This window comes from Flavobacterium anhuiense (assembly GCF_900101855.1).
Classification (GTDB): domain Bacteria; phylum Bacteroidota; class Bacteroidia; order Flavobacteriales; family Flavobacteriaceae; genus Flavobacterium; species Flavobacterium anhuiense.
Genome location: NZ_FMVC01000001.1, coordinates 656,795 through 676,893, shown reverse-complemented (window position 1 = coordinate 676,893; position 20,099 = coordinate 656,795). Strand labels below are relative to the sequence as shown.

Sequence of the window (20,099 nt, the reverse complement as noted above, 5' to 3'; positions counted from 1 at the left end):
TTATGATAACAAGTGTTTTTAAAAAATCTACGCCATTAAATTATTCATTGGTTGTAATTTTAATACTGGTTTTCTTTTTTATGTTCCAAATTAAAGACCCTTCTTGGGTTACTTCTTATTTTTTGGCTTTTCAAAAAGTGAGTTTATTATGCTTTATTTTGGCTTCTTTTTTTATGATTAATTTCATTGTAAAAAAGAACGGACTCAGTAAAGACAATGGTTATGCGATACTTTTTTACTTGTTGTTTGTTCTATTTTTCCCAACCATATTTAATGACTCAAATGTTATCTATGCCAATTTTTTTATTTTATTGGCACTTCGAAGATTGATTTCGCTCCAATCTCTCAAAGCATCAAAAGAGAAAATATTTGATGCAGCATTTTGGATTTTTATAGCTTCTTTATTTCAATTTTGGAGTATTCTCTTCTTAATATTGGTTTATATTTCTATTATTTTTCACGTTTCAAGAGATTATAGAAACTGGGTTTTGCCATTTATCGCACTTTTGGCAGTAACAATTTTATTCTACATGACATCTTTAATTTTAAATTTTGATGCCGTAGCTTTCATTCAGGAAAGAGCAGTAATCGATTTTAGAATTGATTATTTTAAGAATAATTATGAAAATGCAGCACTTTCAATATACACTGCTGTCGCTTTATTTTTTGTTACTTCGATGCTAATGACATTGTCAAATAGACCACAAATTGTCCATTCTTCGTATAAGAAAATAGTAGCTTGCTTTTTTATAGCAGCCATTGTTTACATCATTTCGCCAAATAAAAGCAACGATTTGCTATTGTTTAGTATTGCACCATTAAGCATTATGGCAACGAGCCACGTAGAATACATGCAGCAGAAACTGAATAACGAAATTGTTTATTACACTCTGATTGTATGTAGTTTATTTACGTTTTTCTCTCAGCTATAATTTACTTCCGTAAGCAAGATCACCAGCGTCGCCAAGACCTGGAACAATGTAGTTTTTCGCGTTTAGTTTCTCATCTAAAGAAGCAACCCAGAGATGGCAATTTTCGGGAAGATTTTTTTCTAGATAAGCAATTCCTTCTGGGGCAGCGATAACGACAACAATATGTATTTCTGCTGGAATAGCGTTTTCGACCAATTTTTGGTGAACTGCAACAATTGATTGTCCCGTAGCCAGCATCGGATCTAGAAGCAAAACGGTTTTATTATTTAAGTCTGAAATAGCCTGATATTCAACTCGAATTTCAAATTCATCATCATTATTTGGGTGGAATCTGCAAGCAGAAACAAAGCTGTTTTCTGCATGATCAAAATAATTTAAAAAGCCATTATGAAGTGGTAATCCAGCACGTAATATAGGGCATAAAACTAAATCCGTATCAATTTCTGTAGTGTTCTTAATTCCAAGAGGAGTTTGGATTTCAACATTTTTATAAGGCAAAATTTTGCTCAATTCATAAGCCATAATTTCACCAATGCGTTCAATATTTCTACGAAAACGCATGCTGTCATTTTGAACATTTACTTTTCTAATTTGACCTAAGAAATGATTTAAAACGCTGTTATTTTCAGAGATATAATGAATTTTCATGATGAAATTGTAATTTATTTAGAGATAAAATGATGAAACGAAAAATAATTTCTTTTCTTCGCAGCATAAAAGTATAAAAAGTATCTTTGTATCTATAAAAAAATAAAGACATGTTTTCAAAATTAGCATATTCTGTTTTCGAGCAAAGTATCAAAGATTATCATCAGTTTGATAATGTAGATCAGCCGATCAATAATCCTTATCCAAAAGATAAGTTCGAGCATTTGTTATATCTAAAAAATTGGATTGACACCGTTCAGTGGCATTTTGAAGATATTATTCGTGACCCAAATATTGATCCTGTTGCGGCTTTAACATTAAAAAGAAGAATTGATGCATCAAATCAGGAACGTACTGATATGGTGGAATATATTGATAGTTACTTTTTACAAAAATACAGCAATGTAAAAGTAAAAGACGGGGCAAAAATCAATTCTGAAAGTCCTGCTTGGGCTTTTGACAGATTGTCGATTTTGGCTTTAAAAATTTATCACATGCATGAAGAAGCAAATCGTGCAGAAGCTTCTCAGGAACATAGAGATAAATGCCAAGAAAAATTGAATGTGCTTTTAGAGCAAAGAACAGATTTATCTACAGCAATTGAAGAATTATTGACAGATATCGAAAACGGTGATAAATTCATGAAAGTGTACAAACAAATGAAAATGTACAACGATGATGAATTGAACCCAGTTTTATATCAAAATAAGAAATAATTTGGCAGCGTTGTTCAACAACAAAATCAAACATATAGCCGTCATGAGACTATCCGCAATGGGAGATGTCGCCATGACGGTTCCTGTTTTACGGGCTTTTGTAAAACAATATCCAACGGTAAAACTGACCGTTATTTCTCGTCCGTTTTTCAAACCTTTTTTTGATGGAATTCCGAATCTTGAATTTTTTGCTTTTGATGAAAAAGAAAGACATAAAGGATTTCCAGGACTTTTACGATTGTTTAAAGATGTAAAAAAATTGAAGATTGATGCTTTTGCAGATCTTCATAATGTTTTACGATCTAAAGTGGTGAGTTTGCTTTTCGCTTTAAGCGGAAAAAAAAGAGCAACCGTTGATAAAGGGAGAGAAGGAAAAAAAGAATTAACCCGAGCCGAAAATAAGGTTTTCAAACAATTGCCAACCATGTTTGAAAGACATGCAAAAGTGTTTTCAGCTCTTGGTTTTCCTTTAGATTTATCGAAACCAGTATTTCCTGAAAAGGCAGTTTTAAGTTCTGATATTTTAGACATTATCAGAAATGAAAATCAAAAACTAATAGGAATTGCGCCTTTTGCACAATATGATTCTAAAGTTTATCCTTTGGATTTAATGAAAGAAGTAATTGCAAAATTGGCTGAAAATCCATCCTATAAAATTTTGCTTTTTGGCGGAGGAAAAAAAGAAATCGAAATTTTAGATTCAATTTCTGAGCCTTTTGAAAATGTAATCAATATGGCTGGAAAAATCAAATTTCAGCAGGAACTGCAATTGATAAGCAATCTTGATGTGATGCTTTCTATGGATTCTGGGAATGCACATATTGCAGCAATGCTTGGCGTAAAAGTCGTTACACTTTGGGGCGCGACACATCCTTATGCAGGATTTTTGCCTTTTAATCAAAGTTTAGAAAAAGCACTGACTTCAGACCGAAATCAATATCCAAAATTGCCAACATCAGTTTATGGCAATAAAGTTGGTGAAGGTTATGAGGATGCTATGAGGACAATTTTACCACAACAGGTCGTTGAAAAGGTTATAGAGCAGCTTTCATAAAGGATTAGAAAATAAACTAGAAGGCGTCACTTTTTATAAGCTTCGGAGAAGCGAAATATTTATAGTAAAATATGCGTCTACAATATTAAAGCTCCAGCGGAGCGACATGTTTTTTATAATAATGTCGCTCCGCTGGAGCTTTTTCTTTTGTTTTATTGTGATCCTATAAATATTTTACCCCGCTGGGGTATTTGCGATGAACAATGTTTTAAGCAATATTTTTGTTTAAATATCTTTCATCAGAATCGAGGAAAGAATATCCTATTGTTTTTTTTCTTTTTTTGTTTACTATAATGGAAACAAAGTTATTTTTGTCCTCAGTTGACAAAAGAATATGTTCGAATTTTTGTGATGAATCTCTGTAAACTTTATAAATTAAGTCATTATCTTTTATTTTTTTAGATAAAACTTTAGCCGATTTAAGTTTGCTTACATAAGGCCAGATATTAAAAATATTCGAATCGGTCTTTTGGACTTCTTCCATTTTCTCGGTCAATGTTGAATTGTATTTTTCTCTTTCAAGTAACTTCGGGCCTTTTTTGTTTTTCATTTTTATAATAACTGCCAAAACGCAAAGCGAAGCAGTTACAATCAGCATAATAAGTAAAGATAGATGAAAGTGGTGAACGTGAGCTGTCATGATATTTAATGTTAAATGTTTGACAAGTTTGATTAGCTCTGCAAATTCTTAAATCATGAGATTGCCATTGCTATAATTTTACCCCTAATTTAATGAAAATTCAGCAATATTTTGACAAAATTTTACTTTTATTTCAATTAGAGCCAAATCTTCTCATCACGACAGCGACGGTAAATATAGATTTTTAGATTTGTTATGGTTTCTTGGTAATTTGGTGCATCATAACCATAGCGTTCATGTTCCATTTGCTCTTTTTCAATGGCATCACATCCTTTTATAACCTCTTTAATCATATCGAGTAAAGCAAGTTCTTTATTATCGGTTTTTTGAAATTTAAGTTCAACAATATCATCCTGAAGTTCTTCACAATAATCAACAAGCTTCATAACTTCTGGTTCATCCAGAAGATATTCCTTATTTCTAAAAATTTCTCGCACCGATTTCATTTATAAATACTTAATAGTAAAAATTCCAAATTCCAAATTCCAAATAGGACAAATTTAAAAATAAAAAAATCCAAATTCCGTTTTAGTTTGGAATTTGGATTTTATATTTTGGAATTTATCAAATATTATACGTCGTCGTAATCAACATAAATAGTTTCTGAAGTTGGATGCGCTTGACAAGTTAAAATTAATCCTTCTGCAATTTCGCCGTCTGTCAAAATAGAATTTTTTGTCATTTCGGCAGTTCCTTTTGTAACGCGTCCTAAACAGCTGCTGCAGATTCCGCCTTGGCAAGAATAAGGAGCATCAACGCCTTGTTTTAGAGCAGCATCAAGAATAGTTTGTTTTTTAGACATTTCGAAAGTAGTTTCTTCATCGTCTACCAAAACAGTAATTTTTGTATGTCCTTCTTGAGAACCTTGAATTGCATGTTCTTCAGAAGAAGAAGTAAACAACTCAAATTTGATAGCAGATTCTTTTACATTTTTCTCTTTCAAAACATTAGAAACAGTATTGATCATGTCTTCTGGTCCGCAAAGGAAAAACTTATCAAATTGAAGTTCTTTGTGTTTGTTGTTTAAAACAAAATTCACAGCCGATTTTTCAATTCTTCCAAATAAAGCGTTTTCAGCTTTTGCTTGGCTGTATACATAATGCACAAAAAATCTGCCTACATATTGCAATTGCAAATCGTGAAGTTCTTGATGAAAAATTGTGCTTTCAGGAGTTTTGTTTCCGTAAACCAATACAAATGAACTCTTAGGCTCATTTTTAAGAACCGATTTTATGATAGAAAGAACTGGAGTAATTCCGCTTCCAGCAGCAAACGCCGCATAGTTTCTTTGTCTTTCAGCATCTGGCTCAAAAGTAAATTTACCTTCTGGCTGACCCACTTCAAGAACATCTCCCGCTTTTAATTTAGTATTGGCAAACTGAGAAAAAAGACCATTTTTTACTGCTTTTACAGCAATCCTTAACTCGCCGCTGTCTGGTGCCGAGCAAATAGAATAAGCTCGTCTAATTTCTTGGTTGTCAAGAGTTAGTTTTAAATTTATATATTGTCCAGCTATAAATTTATAGTCTGATTTTAGTTCTTCAGGAACATTAAAAAGAATAGAAACAGCATCTGCAGTTTCGCGTTTAACCTCTTTAATTATAAGTTTTAAGAATGAAGGCATGATAGAATTTTTATGCAAAAGTAGCAAACCACTATTAAAAGTTTAGCACGAAATTATTTTTTTTAACTTTTTTTGTAACGTTTTCCTACTTTTGGTCTCTTACTACAAAAATACTAAACCATAAACCATGATTAAGAAGTTTATTTATTTAGAATGGAAGGCTTTTATTAGGTCGGCATCTTTTGGTAAAAATCTGGCAATGAAAATTATAATAGGTTTTCTGATAATCTATTTTTCATTAGTTTTTGTCGCAATGGGCGTTGGCGCATTTTATGTTCTTAAAGACATGAATTTGGAACCATTGGCTACAATAAACAAATTTTTAATTTATTATTTCTTGTTTGATTTAGTAATTAGATTATTACTTCAATCAATACCGGTTTTAAACATCAAACCATTATTGGTACTGCCTTTTAAGAAGCCAGTAATTGTTCATTTTTCATTAGGAAAAACAGCTTTGTCGTTTTTCAATTGGGTTCACGCTTTGTTTTTTGTGCCTTTTTCAGTTGTCTTAATTTTGGAGGGATACGATGTTGTTGGAATCTTTTTTTGGTACGTAGGAGCGATGGCTTTTATTTATATCAACAATTTTTTGAATATTATTTTAAGCAACATCGACAAATTGTTTGTTGTATTTGTGGTACTAATTTTGGCTTTGGCGGGAGCACAATATTACCAGTTTTTTGATATCACAACATTTACAACTCCGTTCTTTCAGAACTTTTACGATATTGAAGGGGTATTTTTAATTCCTGTTCTGATCTTAGGTGGTTTATATGCTTTCACTTTCAAATATTTTAAAAACAATTTATATCTGGATGCAGGACTTTCTGTAAAAGAAGATGTTGCAACAACAGAAAATCTGGCTTGGCTGAATCAATTTGGGACTTTAGGAACTTTTCTTAAAAACGACATTAAATTGATAAAAAGGAACAAAAGATCTAAAACAACGATTTTCATGAGCGTTCTCTTTTTGTTCTACGGATTTCTCTTTTTCGGAAATTCTCATCAGCCTCCTGTAATGCACATTTTTGCCGGAATTTTTGTTTCGGGCGGATTTTTGTTTGTATTTGGACAGTTTGTACCAAGCTGGGATAGTTCGTATTATCAATTAATGATGACACAAAATATTCCGTATCGAGGTTACATTACTTCAAAATGGTGGCTCATTGTTATTGTAACCTTTCTTTCTACCATATTGGCTTCCTTTTATCTGTTTTTAGGATGGGAAATTTATCTCACAATTGTAGTTGGAGCAATTTATAACATTGGGGTCAATTCTCATTTAGTGCTTCTTGGCGGTGCATTTACCAAAACACCAATAGATTTAAGTAACGCTGGAGGTGCTTTTGGAGATAAAAAAGCTTTTAATGTAAATGCAATGTTATTGACGCTTCCAAAAATTTTATTGCCTTTAGGACTTTATGCCATCGGACTTTATTTGAATAATAAAAATCTTGGTTTAGCATTGGTTGCTGGAGCTGGAGTGTTAGGATTTGTGTTCAAAGAAAAAGTGTTTTCATTAATAGAAAAAAGATACAAAGTAGAGAAATATAGTACGATAAGTGCTTATAAACAAAAGAGTTAATTTGATAATTAGAGAATTTGTCAATTAGAATATCCAAATAAAAAAGACAATTTTTTAATCTAAAATCTAAAATTATATCATGATACAAGTAAATGAACTTTCAAAAAAATATAACGGAACTACAGTTTTAAACATCAGCAATTTAGAAATCCCAAAAGGACAGAGCTTTGGCTTGGTGGGGAATAACGGAGCAGGAAAAACAACATTTTTCAGTTTGCTTCTGGATCTTATTCAGCCTTCAACAGGATATATTAAAAGCAATAATATTCAGGTAAATACAAGTGAAAACTGGAAATCTTTTACAGGATCATTTTTAGATGAAAATTTCCTTATCGGATATTTGACTCCAGAAGAATATTTTTATTTCATTGGAGATTTACGAAATCAGAACAAAGCAGATATTGATGCACTTTTAGCGAAACATGAAGAGTTTTTTAACGGTGAAATTTTAAATAACAAAAAATACCTTCGTGATCTGTCTAAAGGAAATCAGAAAAAAGTGGGAATTATTGCAACGCTTATTGGAAACCCAGAAGTAGTCATTTTAGACGAGCCTTTTGCAAATTTGGATCCAACTACAGTAAGCCGATTAAAAAAAATTATTAGAGAATTAGCCGATAATCCAAATGTAACGGTTTTGGTTTCAAGTCACGATTTACAGCATACGGTAGAGGTTTGTGATAGAATAGTTGCGCTTAACAAAGGTGAGATTGTCAAAGATATTCAGACCTCAAAAGAGACCTTACAAGAACTAGAATTATTTTTTGCCGTGTAAGAATTTCTATATTTCAAAAAGAAGCGTATTTTTACATGTGATTATACTAAAATTAGTTTTTAGTAGTTATGTGTTTTAAACTCTTTTCTATTGAAAAAGAATACTCTTAAATATAGTTTTATTCCCATTTTTTTATTCTTTTTGATAGCTTGTTCTACCAAAAAAAATACCTTTTTGGCTCGAAGTTCTCACTCGATTGGGACTAAATATAATATTCTTTATAACGGAGGAATTGGTCTTGATAAAGGTTTAAAATCCATTCAGGCCAATAACGAAGATAATTTTTGGAAACAGCTGCCAATTGAGAAAATGCAGTTTGATGAAAATTTTTCTGAAGGCGAAAAAGCTAAAAATCCTGATTTTGAAAAAGCAGAGACTAAAGCTACAAAAGCCATTCAGAAACACTCTATGAATATTGGCGGAAGAGAAAGAAACTGGCAGATGGATGAAGCGTATCTAATGCTTGGAAAAGCAAGATATTACGACCAGCGTTTTATCCCGGCAATTGAGGCATTTAATTATATTTTATATAAATACCCAGAAAGCAATAACATTTATACTGCAAAAATCTGGCGCGAAAAAACCAATATGCGTTTAGGCAATGATGCAATTGCGCTTAAAAACATCAAAATTTTACTTAAAAAAACAGATTTAGATAAACAGACTTATGCTGATGCCAATGCACTTTTGGCAGAAGCTTTTTTGAATCTAGAACAAAAAGACAGCGCTGTTTCTAGACTTAGAGTTGCTGAACAATTTACAAAAAGCAACGAAGAACGGGCAAGATATCGTTTTATTCTTGGCCAGATGTATCAGGCAGAAGGAAAACGTGACAGTGCCATTTACTTCTATGATGCTGTTATTGATTTAAACAGAAAGGCAGATCGTAAGTATATGATGCACGCTTACGCGAAAAAAGCACAGATGTTTGATTATGGAAAAGATAATGATACAATTTTCTTAAAGACATTTAATAAATTGGTGACTGATCGTGAAAATCGCCCTTACTATGATGTTCTTTTTTATGAAATGGGAGTTTATTATGATAAAAAGAAAGATCAAGAAAATGCACTATTGTTCTACAATAAATCTTTAGGAAGAAAATCTAAAGACCCATATTTGATGGCTTCGGCTTATAGAAATATTGGAAATATGTATTTTAAAGATACAGATTACTCAATGGCAGCCAAATACTATGACAGTACTTTGGTAAAACTGGATCCTAAAACCAGAGAATTCGCTTTTATAGAAAAAAACAGAAAAAATCTTGATGACGTAATTAAATACGAAGCTATTGCAAAACGCAACGATAGTATTATTAAGGTATTCAACCTGCCACCAAACGAAAAGAAAGATTATTTCGAAAACTATATCGCCGAGCTTAAAAAGAAAGATGAAGCAAAACGTCTTTTAGAAGAAAAAGAAAAAGAGCGATTGGCCAATATTGATAGAAATTCTCAAGCAGATTTTTCAGGAAACGGAGCTGTTAATCCGAATTCTTTAGGTAAACCAGTAGAACCAGAAGGAATTGGCATGCCTCCAGGCGGAAATGATAATGCAAGTACCTTTTATTTTTACAACCCAACAACGGTTGCTTATGGAAAACTGCAGTTTAAAAAAATGTGGGGAAGCAGAACATTGGGCGGAAATTGGAGATTGGCAGGAGTAAAATCTGCAAACGATGCGGCAATGAACGACACTATTAATACGAAAGAAGTTGCTAATGCGCTAAAAGACACTATTGTTCCTGAAAAATATACTGTGGCATATTATGTAGAACAGCTTCCAACTTCGCAAGCTGCGATGGATAGTATTGGTAAAGAACGTAATTTTTCATACTATCAATTGGGACTTATATATAAGGAGAAGTTTAAAGAATATAATTTGGCAAGTGACAAACTAGAACAGTTGCTTAAAAATAACCCTGAAGAAAAATACGTATTGCCATCGATGTACAATTTGTACAAAATTTATCAGATAACAAATCCGGCAAAAGCAGAAGCTATAAAAGCAGAGATTTCTACGAAATATCCAGATTCGAGATATGCCCATATTTTAAACAATAAAGAAGACGATCCAAATTCAAGTCCCGATAAAGAATATCAAAAATGGTATAAACTTTTTGAAGAAGAGAAATTTGACGAGATCTTAGCCAATATTGATAACCTTATTAATCAATATTCGGGAGACGATATTGTGTCAAAATACGAATTATTAAAAGCCAATACTTTAGGAAAAGTAAATGGTTTAGAAGCCTATAAAAAAGGACTTGAGAATGTGGCAGACAATTATCCGAATAGTGAAGAAGGTAAAAATGCCAGAGAAATTCTTGAGAAACAAGTACCTGTTTTAGAAAAACTTAGTTTTACAACAACTGATACTAAAAACTGGAAAATATTGTATCGTGTTGCTAACAACGATACCAAAACCGTTAAAAGAATTGAAGAAGCTATCCGAGTATTTTTATTAGTTGAAAATTACGAAAGATTGACAACATCTTTGGATAAATACAATAAAACAGAAAGTTTTGTAGTTATTCATGGTTTAAAATCTGAGGCTTACGCAAATGATATTGCTGGAGTTTTCAGAGAAGATAAAAAATATAAAATCCCAGATCAGGCTATAATAATATCAAATGATAATTACAAAATCGTTCAGATCAAAAAGAATTTAGACGCATACTTGACCCCGAAAACCCCTTAAATCTTAACCGCCATGTTTGAAAAAGTAAAGAAAAACGGAACTGAACAATTAGGAAGAACAAATAGAATTGTTGAAGGAACATCAATCGTAGGAGATATAGTCTCAAAAGCCGATTTTAGATTAGACGGCGAATTGATAGGAAACTTTACTTCGCAAGGCAAAATAGTGATTGGGGCCAAAGGAGCTGTTAAAGGAGAAATAATTTGTAACAATGCTGATATTGAAGGAGAATTTCACGGGAAGATAAAAGTTCTAGAAACCCTTAATATTAAATCGACTGCTCAAATACACGGAGAAGTGGCAGTAGGAAAACTTTCGATAGAACCAGGAGCGGACTTCACAGCAACCTGTACCATGCTTGCCCATTCGAATCCTGTAATCATGCTAGAAGATGGAAAAGGAGCCGAATAATAATAGGAGAAATAAATGGCTCGCATTTATTAATATTCCATTTCAAATGGGAGTCATTATTTTTGTTTTCTCTTATTTCGGGACTTGGCTTGATGAAGAACATCCGAGCCCGAAAGTGTATTATAATACCATTTTTGTACTAGTCGGTGTTGGAGTTGCATTATATAATGTAATCCGACAAGTAAATGATATCAATAAAACAAAGTAGTTGTAAGTAAAATGCCTTGAGATAAAAGTTGCATCTTTGCACAAAAATTATTTCAAATGCTTTCAAAAAATTACAAACCGATTTTTTATTTGTTATGCCTTGCTTTAGGAACTTATATTCTACATAAAGCCGTTTTTTTCTTTAGTGAAATTAATACGGAGAAATTTCATTACAGTTTAGAATTACTGTATTTATCCTTCTTCATAATTTCATCTTTATTATACCTTATATTATTAGTAGTAAAAAAGAAGAATTTTGAAATCGTTGGAATGACATTTCTATTTGGAACTTTTACACAAATGTTATTAGCCTATTTAGTTCTGCAGCCAATTTTAAAAAATCAAACTGGGGAAACCAATATTGAAAAAGTCAGTTTTTTTATAACATTTGTGCTGTTTTTGTTATTTCAGACGCTTTTAACTGTCCGATTATTAAATGAAAAGCCTTAAAATAACAATTCTTTAAAACAAGGTTTAAAAATAATTTTTCATATCCTTTTGAATATTAATAAAAAATGTACCTTTGCACCAAATTTTAGAAACGTAAAAAAATAAGATTTTCCACGATATGGTGATTTCAAACAAACCACTCAGCTTTATTCTTGCTGCTTTTGTAGCTTCTCTACCGATTATGGGTTTTGCAAATCCAGAGAGTGACTCGACGCATGTTCAAACTGAAACTGCTCATGAAGAGAAAGTAGTTTCACATAATGCTCACCAAGAAGGAGAGCATGTTGCTCTTGACCCAAAGGCAAAAGTGGATGCTTTTATTGATCACCACTTACAAGATTCTCATGACTTTGTTTTCTTTTCAGATGAAAAAGAAAATAAACACTACGGTTTCTCATTACCAGTTATCCTTATTGATGGAGGTTTAAAAGTTTTCTCTTCTTCAAAATTACACCACGGAGAAGAAGTTGCAGAAGTTGATGGTAGCTACTACAAATTAGTTCACGGTAAAATTTACAAAACAGATGCTGCCGGAACAATCAACTTTGATGAGCACGGTCATCCATCAAACGAAAAACCATTAGATTTTTCAATTACTAAAAATGTTGTTTCAATGCTTTTCGTATCAGTATTATTGTTCTTCATGTTTACTGGTTTAGCAAAATCATACAAAAAAGGACCAATCCCAACAGGATTTGGTAGAGTTTTAGAACCACTTGTAATTTTCATCAGAGATGAAATTGCAGTTCCTAATATTGGAGAGAAAAAATACCGTAAATATATGGGTTACCTATTAACTGTATTTTTCTTTGTTTGGGTTTTAAACTTATTAGGAATGACTCCACTAGGAATCAACGTAACAGGAAACATTGCTATTACAGTTTGTTTAGCGGCCTTTACATTTATCATTACTCAATTTAGTGCAAACAAAGATTATTGGGGACACATCTTCTGGATGCCAGGAGTGCCAGTTCCAATGAAAATTATCTTAGCTCCAATTGAGGTTTTAGGAACATTAACAAAACCATTCGCATTATTAATTCGTTTATACGCAAACATTACTGCAGGTCACGTAGTAATTATGAGTTTAATTGCAATGATCTTTGTTGGAAAAAATTTAGCAGCAGATTTGCCAATCTCATTAGGATTAACTTTGTTTATCTCTGTTATTGAAGTTTTAGTTGCATTTTTACAAGCGTTTATCTTCACAATGTTATCATCATTGTTTATTGGTATGGCTGTTCAAGATCATGATCACGCTCACCACCACGAAGACGAAACTGCGATTATTTAATTTTAGAAGTTTAATTTTATATATATAAATAGTTATGGGAACAATTCCAACTTTAGTAGGTGCTGGTTTAGTAGTAATCGGTGCAGGTTTAGGTTTAGGTAAAATCGGTGGATCTGCTATGGACGCTATTGCTCGTCAGCCAGAAGCTGCTGGTAAAATTCAAACTGCGATGATTATTATCGCGGCTTTATTAGAAGGTTTAGCATTCGCTGCTTTAATCTTAGGAAAATAATAAAGAGAGAAATAACAGCATCTTTAACGGTTGGTTAAAGATGTTGTTACTTTTAAAAAAGAAATTAAATATTTAATATAGTTATATAAAATGGATAAGTTAATTAACGATTTTTCATTCGGATTATTCTTCTGGCAAGCTTTAATCTTGGTAATATTGATTTTACTTTTAGTAAAATTTGCTTGGAAACCAATTATGGAATCTATTACTGCAAGAGAAGAAGGTATTAAAAATGCATTGCTTTCTGCTGAAAACGCAAAGAGAGAGATGGAAAATTTACAAGCTGACAATCAAAGAATTTTGAATGAAGCTCGTGCTGAACGTGACGCGATGTTGAAAGAAGCTCGCGAAATGAAAGAGAAAATGATTGCTGATTCTAAAAACGAAGCTCAAGAAGTTGGTCAAAAAATGATTGACCAAGCTAAAGCAGCTATCGAAAGCGAAAAAAATGCTGCAATGGCGGAATTGAAATCTCAAGTTTCTTCTCTATCATTGAGTATTGCTGAAAAATTATTGAAAGAAGAATTATCTAACAAAGAATCTCAAACTAAATTGGTTGAGAAAATGTTAGGTGACGTAAAGTTAAACTAAGATTATGGCAAGTACAAGAGCAGCAATTCGTTATGCAAAAGCAATTCTAGACTTAGCAAACTCTAAAGGTGTTGCCGAAGCTGTCAATAACGATATGAAATCAATTGCAACTGCAATTGAGACTAATCAAGAATTGAGTACATTTATTCAAAACCCAACAACAACTGTTGAAGTTAAGGAAGGTGCTCTTTTAGAAGTTTTTGCAAATGTAAATGGAGTAACTAAAGGTTTGTTCCGTTTATTATTCGAAAACAAAAGATTTGAAATTCTAGATGCAATTGCAGTAGAATACAATAAATTATTTGATGAAAATAATGGCGTTCAAGTAGCAAAAGTTACAACAGCTATTCCAATGGACGCTGCTTTAGAAGCTAAAGTTTTGGCTAAAATTGCAACTTTATCAGATAAAAAAATTACAATTGAAAATATAGTAGATCCTTCAATCATTGGCGGATTTATTTTGAGAATAGGAGATAATCAGTACAACGCTTCTGTTGCATACAGATTACAAGTATTAAAAAGAGAGTTAAGTAATTAGTTTTATAACACAAAAAGTGTCTAAATTATAAATTAAGATGGCGGAAATCAAACCTGCTGAAATTTCAGCAATATTAAGAAAGCAAGTAGAAGGTTTTGAATCTGGTGCTACGCTAGAGGAAGTAGGATCAGTACTTCAAGTTGGAGACGGTATTGCTCGTGTTTACGGGCTATCTAATGTACAATATGGAGAGTTAGTGGAATTTGATAACGGTATGGAAGGTATCGTATTGAATCTTGAGGAGGATAATGTTGGGGTTGTATTATTAGGACCATCAACAGGAATTAAAGAAGGATCTACAGCAAAAAGAACTCAACGTATTGCTTCTCTTAAAGTTGGTGAGCAAATGGTAGGACGTGTAGTTAACACTCTTGGTTTTCCAATTGATGGAAAAGGACCAATCGGTGGTGACTTATACGAAATGCCTTTAGAAAGAAAAGCTCCTGGAGTTATCTTCCGTCAGCCAGTAACTGAGCCATTACAAACAGGTGTAAAAGCAGTTGATGCTATGATCCCAGTTGGTCGTGGACAACGTGAGCTTGTTATTGGTGACCGTCAAACAGGTAAATCAACTGTTTGTATCGATACAATCTTAAACCAAAAAGAATTTTACGATGCAGGAAAACCTGTATTCTGTATATATGTTGCAATTGGACAAAAAGCTTCAACTGTAGCAGGAATCGCGAAAATGTTAGAAGAAAAAGGAGCAATGGCTTATACAGTTATCGTTGCTGCTAATGCTTCTGACCCAGCTCCAATGCAAGTTTATGCTCCATTCGCTGGTGCTGCTATTGGAGAGTACTTCAGAGATTCAGGTCGTCCAGCTCTTATCGTTTATGATGACTTGTCTAAACAAGCTGTTGCTTACCGTGAGGTTTCTCTTTTATTAAGAAGACCACCGGGACGTGAGGCTTACCCTGGAGACGTTTTCTACTTACACTCTCGTTTATTAGAGCGTGCTTGTAAAGTAATCGCTGATGATGGTATCGCTAAAAACATGAACGATTTACCAGATTCTATCAAATCTATCGTAAAAGGTGGCGGTTCATTAACTGCTTTACCAATTATCGAAACTCAAGCTGGTGACGTTTCTGCATATATCCCAACAAACGTAATCTCTATTACAGATGGTCAGATTTTCCTTGATGGAGATTTGTTCAACTCTGGGGTTCGTCCTGCAATTAACGTAGGTATCTCTGTATCTCGTGTTGGAGGTAATGCTCAAATTAAGTCAATGAAAAAAGTTTCTGGAACTTTAAAATTAGACCAAGCTCAATTCCGTGAATTAGAAGCTTTCGCTAAATTTGGTTCTGACTTAGATTCTGTTACTTTAAACGTAATTGAAAAAGGTAAAAGAAACGTTGAGATTTTGAAACAAGGTTTAAATGATCCTTATACAGTTGAAAACCAAGTAGCTATTATCTATGCTGGTTCTAAAAACTTATTAAGAAATGTTCCTGTTAATAAAGTTAAAGAATTCGAAGCAGATTTCTTAGCGTACTTAAACAGCAAACATAAAGATACACTTAACGCTTTGAAAGCTGGTAAATTAGATGATGCTATTACTGACGTTATTGAAAAAGCAGCAAAAGAAATTTCAGCAAAATATAACTAATTATTAGTTGACGGTTGTTGGTTGATTGTTTTGGAATTATCCAAGTAACTATCAACCAACAACTAACAACCAACAACTACAATAGATGGCAAATTTAAAGGAAATCCGTAATAGAATTACTTCCGTTTCATCGACGATGCAGATTACATCGGCTATGAAAATGGTTTCTGCTGCAAAGCTTAAGAAAGCACAAGATGCAATCACTGCAATGCGTCCTTATGCCGAGAAATTAACAGAGTTATTGCAAGATCTTTCTGCTACACTAGAAGGTGAAGTAGGAGGAGATTACACTACACAACGTGAAGTAAAAAAAGTATTGTTAGTAGCTGTAACTTCAAACAGAGGTTTATGTGGTGCTTTCAATTCAAATATTATTAAAGAGATTAAAAATCGTACTGATTTTTATGCAGGAAAGCAAGTTGATGTTTTTGCTATTGGTAAAAAAGGAAGTGATGCTTTAAGCAAAACTCATAAAGTTCACGGTCATCATAATGCAATTTTTGATCATTTGACATTTGAAAATGTTGCTGGAATTGCAGATGATTTGACACAAAAGTTTTTAACTGGAGAATATGACAGAATTGAGTTAGTTTACAATCAGTTTAAAAATGCTGCAACTCAAATTGTTCAAGTAGAACAGTTTTTACCGTTAGCTCCTATTAATACTGATAAAGCTGCAACTTCTGGAGATTATATTTTTGAACCAGGAAAAGAAGAAATTGTACTGGCTTTAATCCCTAAGTCTTTAAAAACACAATTATACAAAGGTATCCGCGATTCATTCGCTTCTGAGCATGGCGCGCGTATGACTGCAATGCACAAAGCGACAGATAACGCAACAGCTTTAAGAAACCAATTAAAATTAACTTATAACAAAGCTCGTCAGGCTGCGATTACAAGTGAGATTTTGGAAATTGTTGGTGGAGCAGAAGCTTTAAATGGATAATCTATTACATAATAAATAAAAAGAAAGCCAGCATTAGCTGGCTTTTCTTTTTTATTGGAAGTTTTATTCTTTTTTAAAAATACTTTTATAAAATGGTGATTCTCAAATTATAGTTAAGTTGAGAATCACTACCATTTTATAAAAATAGACAGATTAACTCTGTGTGCTTTGTCTTTCATGGGAACAAACTAGCTTTATTAATCCCAATGCTCTGTTTTTTTAAGGGTTACAATACAGCAGAATCAATCCCTTGTGCTTTGTCTTTTATGGGAACAAACAAGCTTTATTAGTCCCAGTGCTCTGTTTTTATTAGGGTTACAATACAGCTGAATCAATCCCTTATGCTTTGTCTTTTATGGGAACAAACAAGCTTTATCAGTCCCAGTGCTTTCTTTTTTTAAAGGGTTGTACTAGCTTTCTCATTCCCTTTGTAACAAATTTAAATAAAGACTGTTAAAAAAATGTTACATAATTTTCACCTCTATTTTATATATTTCACATGTTGTGTTAAAAAAGCGTATATAATTATCTAAAGATAAGTAATTTAAGAATATATTGTAACACTTTTCTTCTTTTTTTGTTAAGTTTAATTTATTTTTCAAATATGATAGTCTATTTTATTAGTCTATATTTTAATTATTTTTGAATCTTATTTCTTTTAAACAATGGCTTTACAAATAAAAGAGCTTACTACTATCGATGAGATGGCAGCTCAAATCAATACGATTCGATTTTTATATCCCAATATCTCTCTTGAAAAATATAAATCATTTCTTTCTGAAATGCTTCCGCATAATTATATTCAAATTGCAGTTTTTGAAGATGATATTTGTCTTGGATTAACAGGTTGCTGGTCGGCTACAAAACTTTGGACAGGAAAATATCTTGAGATTGACAATTTTGTTGTTAATCCAGAATATCGATCTAAAGGAATCGGGAAAATGCTTACCGATTATGTTGATAAAAAAGCTATCGAATTAAATTGCAGCAGTATCGTTTTGGACGCATTTACTGGAAATTTTGGTGCTCATCGATTTTATTATAATCAGGGTTACGCTCCGCGAGGATTTCATTTTGTAAAAATTTTGGACGAAAAGAAATTAACGGTTTAAAAACAATCAGAAGTTTTCTTTATTGCATCAACAAAAGCACCCATTAAACAAAAGAAATGGTTATTTTTGTCTTACAAACATTATTAGAATTATATTTTGGGATTATATAAAAATCTATTCAAACAAACGGCAATTTACGGACTGGCTACAGTTTTACCAAGAATGCTGAGTTTTTTATTAGTGAGATTATATACTGGAATTTTGCCTACAGCAGAGTATGGTGAAGTTTCGATTGTATTGTCTTGGATGGTTTTCTTTAACGTAGTGCTTTCTTACGGAATGGAAACTGCATTTTTTAGATTCTATAGTGCCGAAGAGGATAAGAAAAATGTAATCGCAACATCTACCATTTCAATATTTTGGACTTCTATAATTTTTCTTTTCGCCGGATTGATTTTTAGAAACACATTGGCAAATTTAGCAGAAGTAGATGTCCAGTATATTACTTATACTATTTGGATTTTAGTTTTAGATGCATTGGTTTTAATTCCATTCTCAAAGCTTAGAGCCAATCAGAGACCAATGGTTTATGCAGCCATCAAGATTGGAAATGTTGTGATAAACTTATTGCTGAATATATTTTTCTTGATATATCTTCCAAAATTGGCAGAGGCAAGTCCTAATTCTATTTGGGATAATTTATATGTTCAAAATTTCCAAATTGCCTATATTTTCATTGCAAACCTTTTGGCAAGTTTAGCCACATTTATTGTACTTTCTCCAAATTATCTTTCGCTTGGACGAAAATTCGATCCTGTTCTTTGGAAAAAAATGATGAAATACGGGCTTCCAATTTTGGTTGCTGGATTGGCTTTTGCTGTCAACGAACATTTCGATAAAATCTTGTTGGGTTATTTACTTCCTGAAAATTTAGCAAAATCTGAAGTTGGAGCATATTCAGCGTGTTACAAATTAGGATTATTTATGGTTCTTTTTGCGACAGCTTTCAGATTAGGAATTGAGCCCTTCTTTTTTAGCCACGCAAAAAATGAAAACGCACCGCAGACTTATGCCGTTATTACCAAGTATTTTGTGATTTTAGGATCGTTGATTTTATTGGGTGTAATTGTTTTTGCGGACGTTTTAAAATATTTGTTATTAGACAACAAATCATATTGGGAAGCAATGAAAGTCGTGCCACTCATTATTTTGGCAAATTTCTTTTTGGGCATTTACAACAATTTATCGGTTTGGTATAAACTTACTGATAAAACACAAATTGGAGCATACATATCTATTGTGGGCGCCATTGTAACTTTGATTTTAAATTATCTCTTAATTCCGAAATATAGCTATTACGGATCTGCAATTGCAACTATTTCAGCTTATGGAAGCATGATGCTTATTTCTTATGTTTTAGGAAATAAATATTATCCAATTCCTTATGATATGAACAAGATTGGTGCTTATTTAGGCGTTTCCATATTATTTTCAATAATCTCATTTTACGGATTTAGAGAAAAATATTATGTTGGAATTCCGTTGCTTTTAGCTTTTATGTATCTCGTATATCATTTTGAAAAAGATACTATAAAAGGAATAATGAAGAGAAAATAAGACGTTTTAAGAAAATTATATTCAAAAATGAAAATTCAAATTATCAATAAATCACAGCACGATTTACCAAATTACGAAACGATTGCCTCTGCAGGAATGGATCTTCGTGCCAATATTATAGAACCTATCACGTTAAAACCTTTAGAAAGAACCATTGTAAAAACCGGACTTTTTATCGAGTTGCCGATTGGTTATGAAGCACAAGTAAGACCAAGAAGTGGCTTGGCTGCAAAAAAAGGTGTAACGGTTTTAAATTCGCCAGGAACTGTTGATGCAGATTACAGAGGAGAAATCGGAGTAATTTTAGTAAATTTATCTAATGACGATTTTGTAATCGAAAATGGAGAACGAATCGCGCAGTTGATTATTGCAAAACACGAAAGAGCTGAATGGATTGAAGTTGAAACACTTTCTGAGACATCAAGAGGTGAAGGAGGCTTTGGAAGTACTGGAGTGAAATAAAATA

General features: G+C 32.5%; 22 protein-coding genes. 18 read left to right on the top strand and 4 right to left on the bottom strand.

Annotated elements, in window-relative coordinates; genetic code table 11:
• The first annotated feature begins 2 nt into the window (after positions 1-2).
• Positions 3-932 carry a DUF6427 family protein gene (locus BLP44_RS02930; protein ID WP_008465815.1) on the top strand — a complete coding sequence of 310 codons (930 nt, stop codon included), beginning with the start codon at positions 3-5 and terminating at the stop codon, positions 930-932.
• Here the strand turns inward: BLP44_RS02930 and upp are convergent.
• Positions 927-1,580 (bottom strand): uracil phosphoribosyltransferase, encoded by a 654-nt coding sequence (gene upp / locus BLP44_RS02925; protein WP_091129126.1) that lies wholly within the window; start codon positions 1,578-1,580, stop codon positions 927-929. The two genes, BLP44_RS02930 and upp, sit on opposite strands and share 6 nt — an antisense overlap.
• Positions 1,581-1,690: 110 nt before the next feature.
• On the opposite strand from upp, the gene BLP44_RS02920 reads away from it, so the two are divergent.
• Complete coding sequence (locus BLP44_RS02920) at positions 1,691-2,296, top strand: DUF4254 domain-containing protein (RefSeq protein ID WP_066033168.1); 606 nt, start codon at positions 1,691-1,693, stop codon at positions 2,294-2,296.
• 43 nt (positions 2,297-2,339) lie between these two features.
• On the top strand, positions 2,340-3,350 hold the full coding sequence (locus BLP44_RS02915; RefSeq protein WP_091129786.1) for a glycosyltransferase family 9 protein: 1,011 nt from the start codon (positions 2,340-2,342) through the stop codon (positions 3,348-3,350).
• Between the two features lie 208 nt (positions 3,351-3,558).
• Here the strand turns inward: BLP44_RS02915 and BLP44_RS02910 are convergent, their stop codons facing one another.
• The 3 genes from BLP44_RS02910 to BLP44_RS02900 form a co-directional block, all read right to left on the bottom strand.
• Positions 3,559-3,990 carry a hypothetical protein gene (locus tag BLP44_RS02910; protein ID WP_008465819.1) on the bottom strand — a complete coding sequence of 144 codons (432 nt, stop codon included), beginning with the start codon at positions 3,988-3,990 and terminating at the stop codon, positions 3,559-3,561.
• Positions 3,991-4,127: 137 nt separating this feature from the next.
• Positions 4,128-4,436, bottom strand: a complete 309-nt coding sequence (locus tag BLP44_RS02905) for a hypothetical protein (protein WP_091129123.1) — start codon at positions 4,434-4,436, stop codon at positions 4,128-4,130.
• 125 nt (positions 4,437-4,561) lie between these two features.
• Positions 4,562-5,614: a 2Fe-2S iron-sulfur cluster-binding protein gene (locus BLP44_RS02900; protein ID WP_008465821.1), complete on the bottom strand. Its 1,053-nt coding sequence runs from the start codon at positions 5,612-5,614 to the stop codon at positions 4,562-4,564.
• Positions 5,615-5,741: 127 nt separating this feature from the next.
• On the opposite strand from BLP44_RS02900, the gene BLP44_RS02895 reads away from it, so the two are divergent.
• The 15 genes from BLP44_RS02895 (at position 5,742) to dut (ending at position 20,095) form a co-directional block, all read left to right on the top strand.
• The gene (locus tag BLP44_RS02895) at positions 5,742-7,202 is read left to right on the top strand and encodes a DUF5687 family protein (RefSeq protein WP_091129120.1); all 1,461 of its coding nucleotides are present in this window, start codon (positions 5,742-5,744) and stop codon (positions 7,200-7,202) included.
• A 79-nt stretch (positions 7,203-7,281) separates the two neighbouring features.
• Entirely contained in the window at positions 7,282-7,977 is a 696-nt protein-coding gene (locus BLP44_RS02890) for an ABC transporter ATP-binding protein (RefSeq protein ID WP_091129116.1), read from the top strand.
• Positions 7,978-8,067: 90 nt separating this feature from the next.
• Entirely contained in the window at positions 8,068-10,680 is a 2,613-nt protein-coding gene (gene porW, locus BLP44_RS02885; protein WP_091129112.1) for a type IX secretion system periplasmic lipoprotein PorW/SprE, read from the top strand.
• Positions 10,681-10,692: 12 nt separating this feature from the next.
• Positions 10,693-11,091, top strand: a complete 399-nt coding sequence (locus tag BLP44_RS02880) for a bactofilin family protein (RefSeq protein ID WP_008465829.1) — start codon at positions 10,693-10,695, stop codon at positions 11,089-11,091.
• Positions 11,072-11,299, top strand: a complete 228-nt coding sequence (locus tag BLP44_RS02875; RefSeq protein ID WP_008465831.1) for an AtpZ/AtpI family protein — start codon at positions 11,072-11,074, stop codon at positions 11,297-11,299. Before BLP44_RS02880 ends, BLP44_RS02875 begins: the two co-directional genes overlap by 20 nt.
• A 56-nt stretch (positions 11,300-11,355) precedes the next feature.
• Positions 11,356-11,748 carry a hypothetical protein gene (locus BLP44_RS02870; RefSeq protein ID WP_091129108.1) on the top strand — a complete coding sequence of 131 codons (393 nt, stop codon included), beginning with the start codon at positions 11,356-11,358 and terminating at the stop codon, positions 11,746-11,748.
• 118 nt (positions 11,749-11,866) lie between these two features.
• Positions 11,867-13,042, top strand: a complete 1,176-nt coding sequence (gene atpB, locus BLP44_RS02865; RefSeq protein WP_091129104.1) for a F0F1 ATP synthase subunit A — start codon at positions 11,867-11,869, stop codon at positions 13,040-13,042.
• Between the two features lie 34 nt (positions 13,043-13,076).
• Entirely contained in the window at positions 13,077-13,274 is a 198-nt protein-coding gene (gene atpE / locus BLP44_RS02860; RefSeq protein WP_008465835.1) for an ATP synthase F0 subunit C, read from the top strand.
• A gap of 90 nt (positions 13,275-13,364) precedes the next feature.
• Positions 13,365-13,865 carry a F0F1 ATP synthase subunit B gene (locus BLP44_RS02855; protein ID WP_091129100.1) on the top strand — a complete coding sequence of 167 codons (501 nt, stop codon included), beginning with the start codon at positions 13,365-13,367 and terminating at the stop codon, positions 13,863-13,865.
• Positions 13,866-13,869: 4 nt separating this feature from the next.
• A complete protein-coding gene (atpH, locus tag BLP44_RS02850) occupies positions 13,870-14,403 on the top strand; it encodes an ATP synthase F1 subunit delta (RefSeq protein WP_008465837.1) in 534 nt (177 codons plus the stop codon).
• 37 nt (positions 14,404-14,440) lie between these two features.
• Complete coding sequence (gene atpA, locus BLP44_RS02845) at positions 14,441-16,018, top strand: F0F1 ATP synthase subunit alpha (protein WP_008465838.1); 1,578 nt, start codon at positions 14,441-14,443, stop codon at positions 16,016-16,018.
• Positions 16,019-16,103: 85 nt separating this feature from the next.
• On the top strand, positions 16,104-16,964 hold the full coding sequence (atpG, locus tag BLP44_RS02840) for an ATP synthase F1 subunit gamma (protein ID WP_008465839.1): 861 nt from the start codon (positions 16,104-16,106) through the stop codon (positions 16,962-16,964).
• Between the two features lie 665 nt (positions 16,965-17,629).
• On the top strand, positions 17,630-18,076 hold the full coding sequence (locus tag BLP44_RS02835) for a GNAT family N-acetyltransferase (protein WP_008465841.1): 447 nt from the start codon (positions 17,630-17,632) through the stop codon (positions 18,074-18,076).
• Positions 18,077-18,172: 96 nt separating this feature from the next.
• Positions 18,173-19,633 (top strand): lipopolysaccharide biosynthesis protein, encoded by a 1,461-nt coding sequence (locus tag BLP44_RS02830; RefSeq protein ID WP_008465844.1) that lies wholly within the window; start codon positions 18,173-18,175, stop codon positions 19,631-19,633.
• Positions 19,634-19,660: 27 nt separating this feature from the next.
• Positions 19,661-20,095, top strand: coding sequence for a dUTP diphosphatase (dut, locus tag BLP44_RS02825; RefSeq protein WP_008465845.1), 435 nt, complete (start codon positions 19,661-19,663; stop codon positions 20,093-20,095).
• Positions 20,096-20,099: the final 4 nt, after the last annotated feature.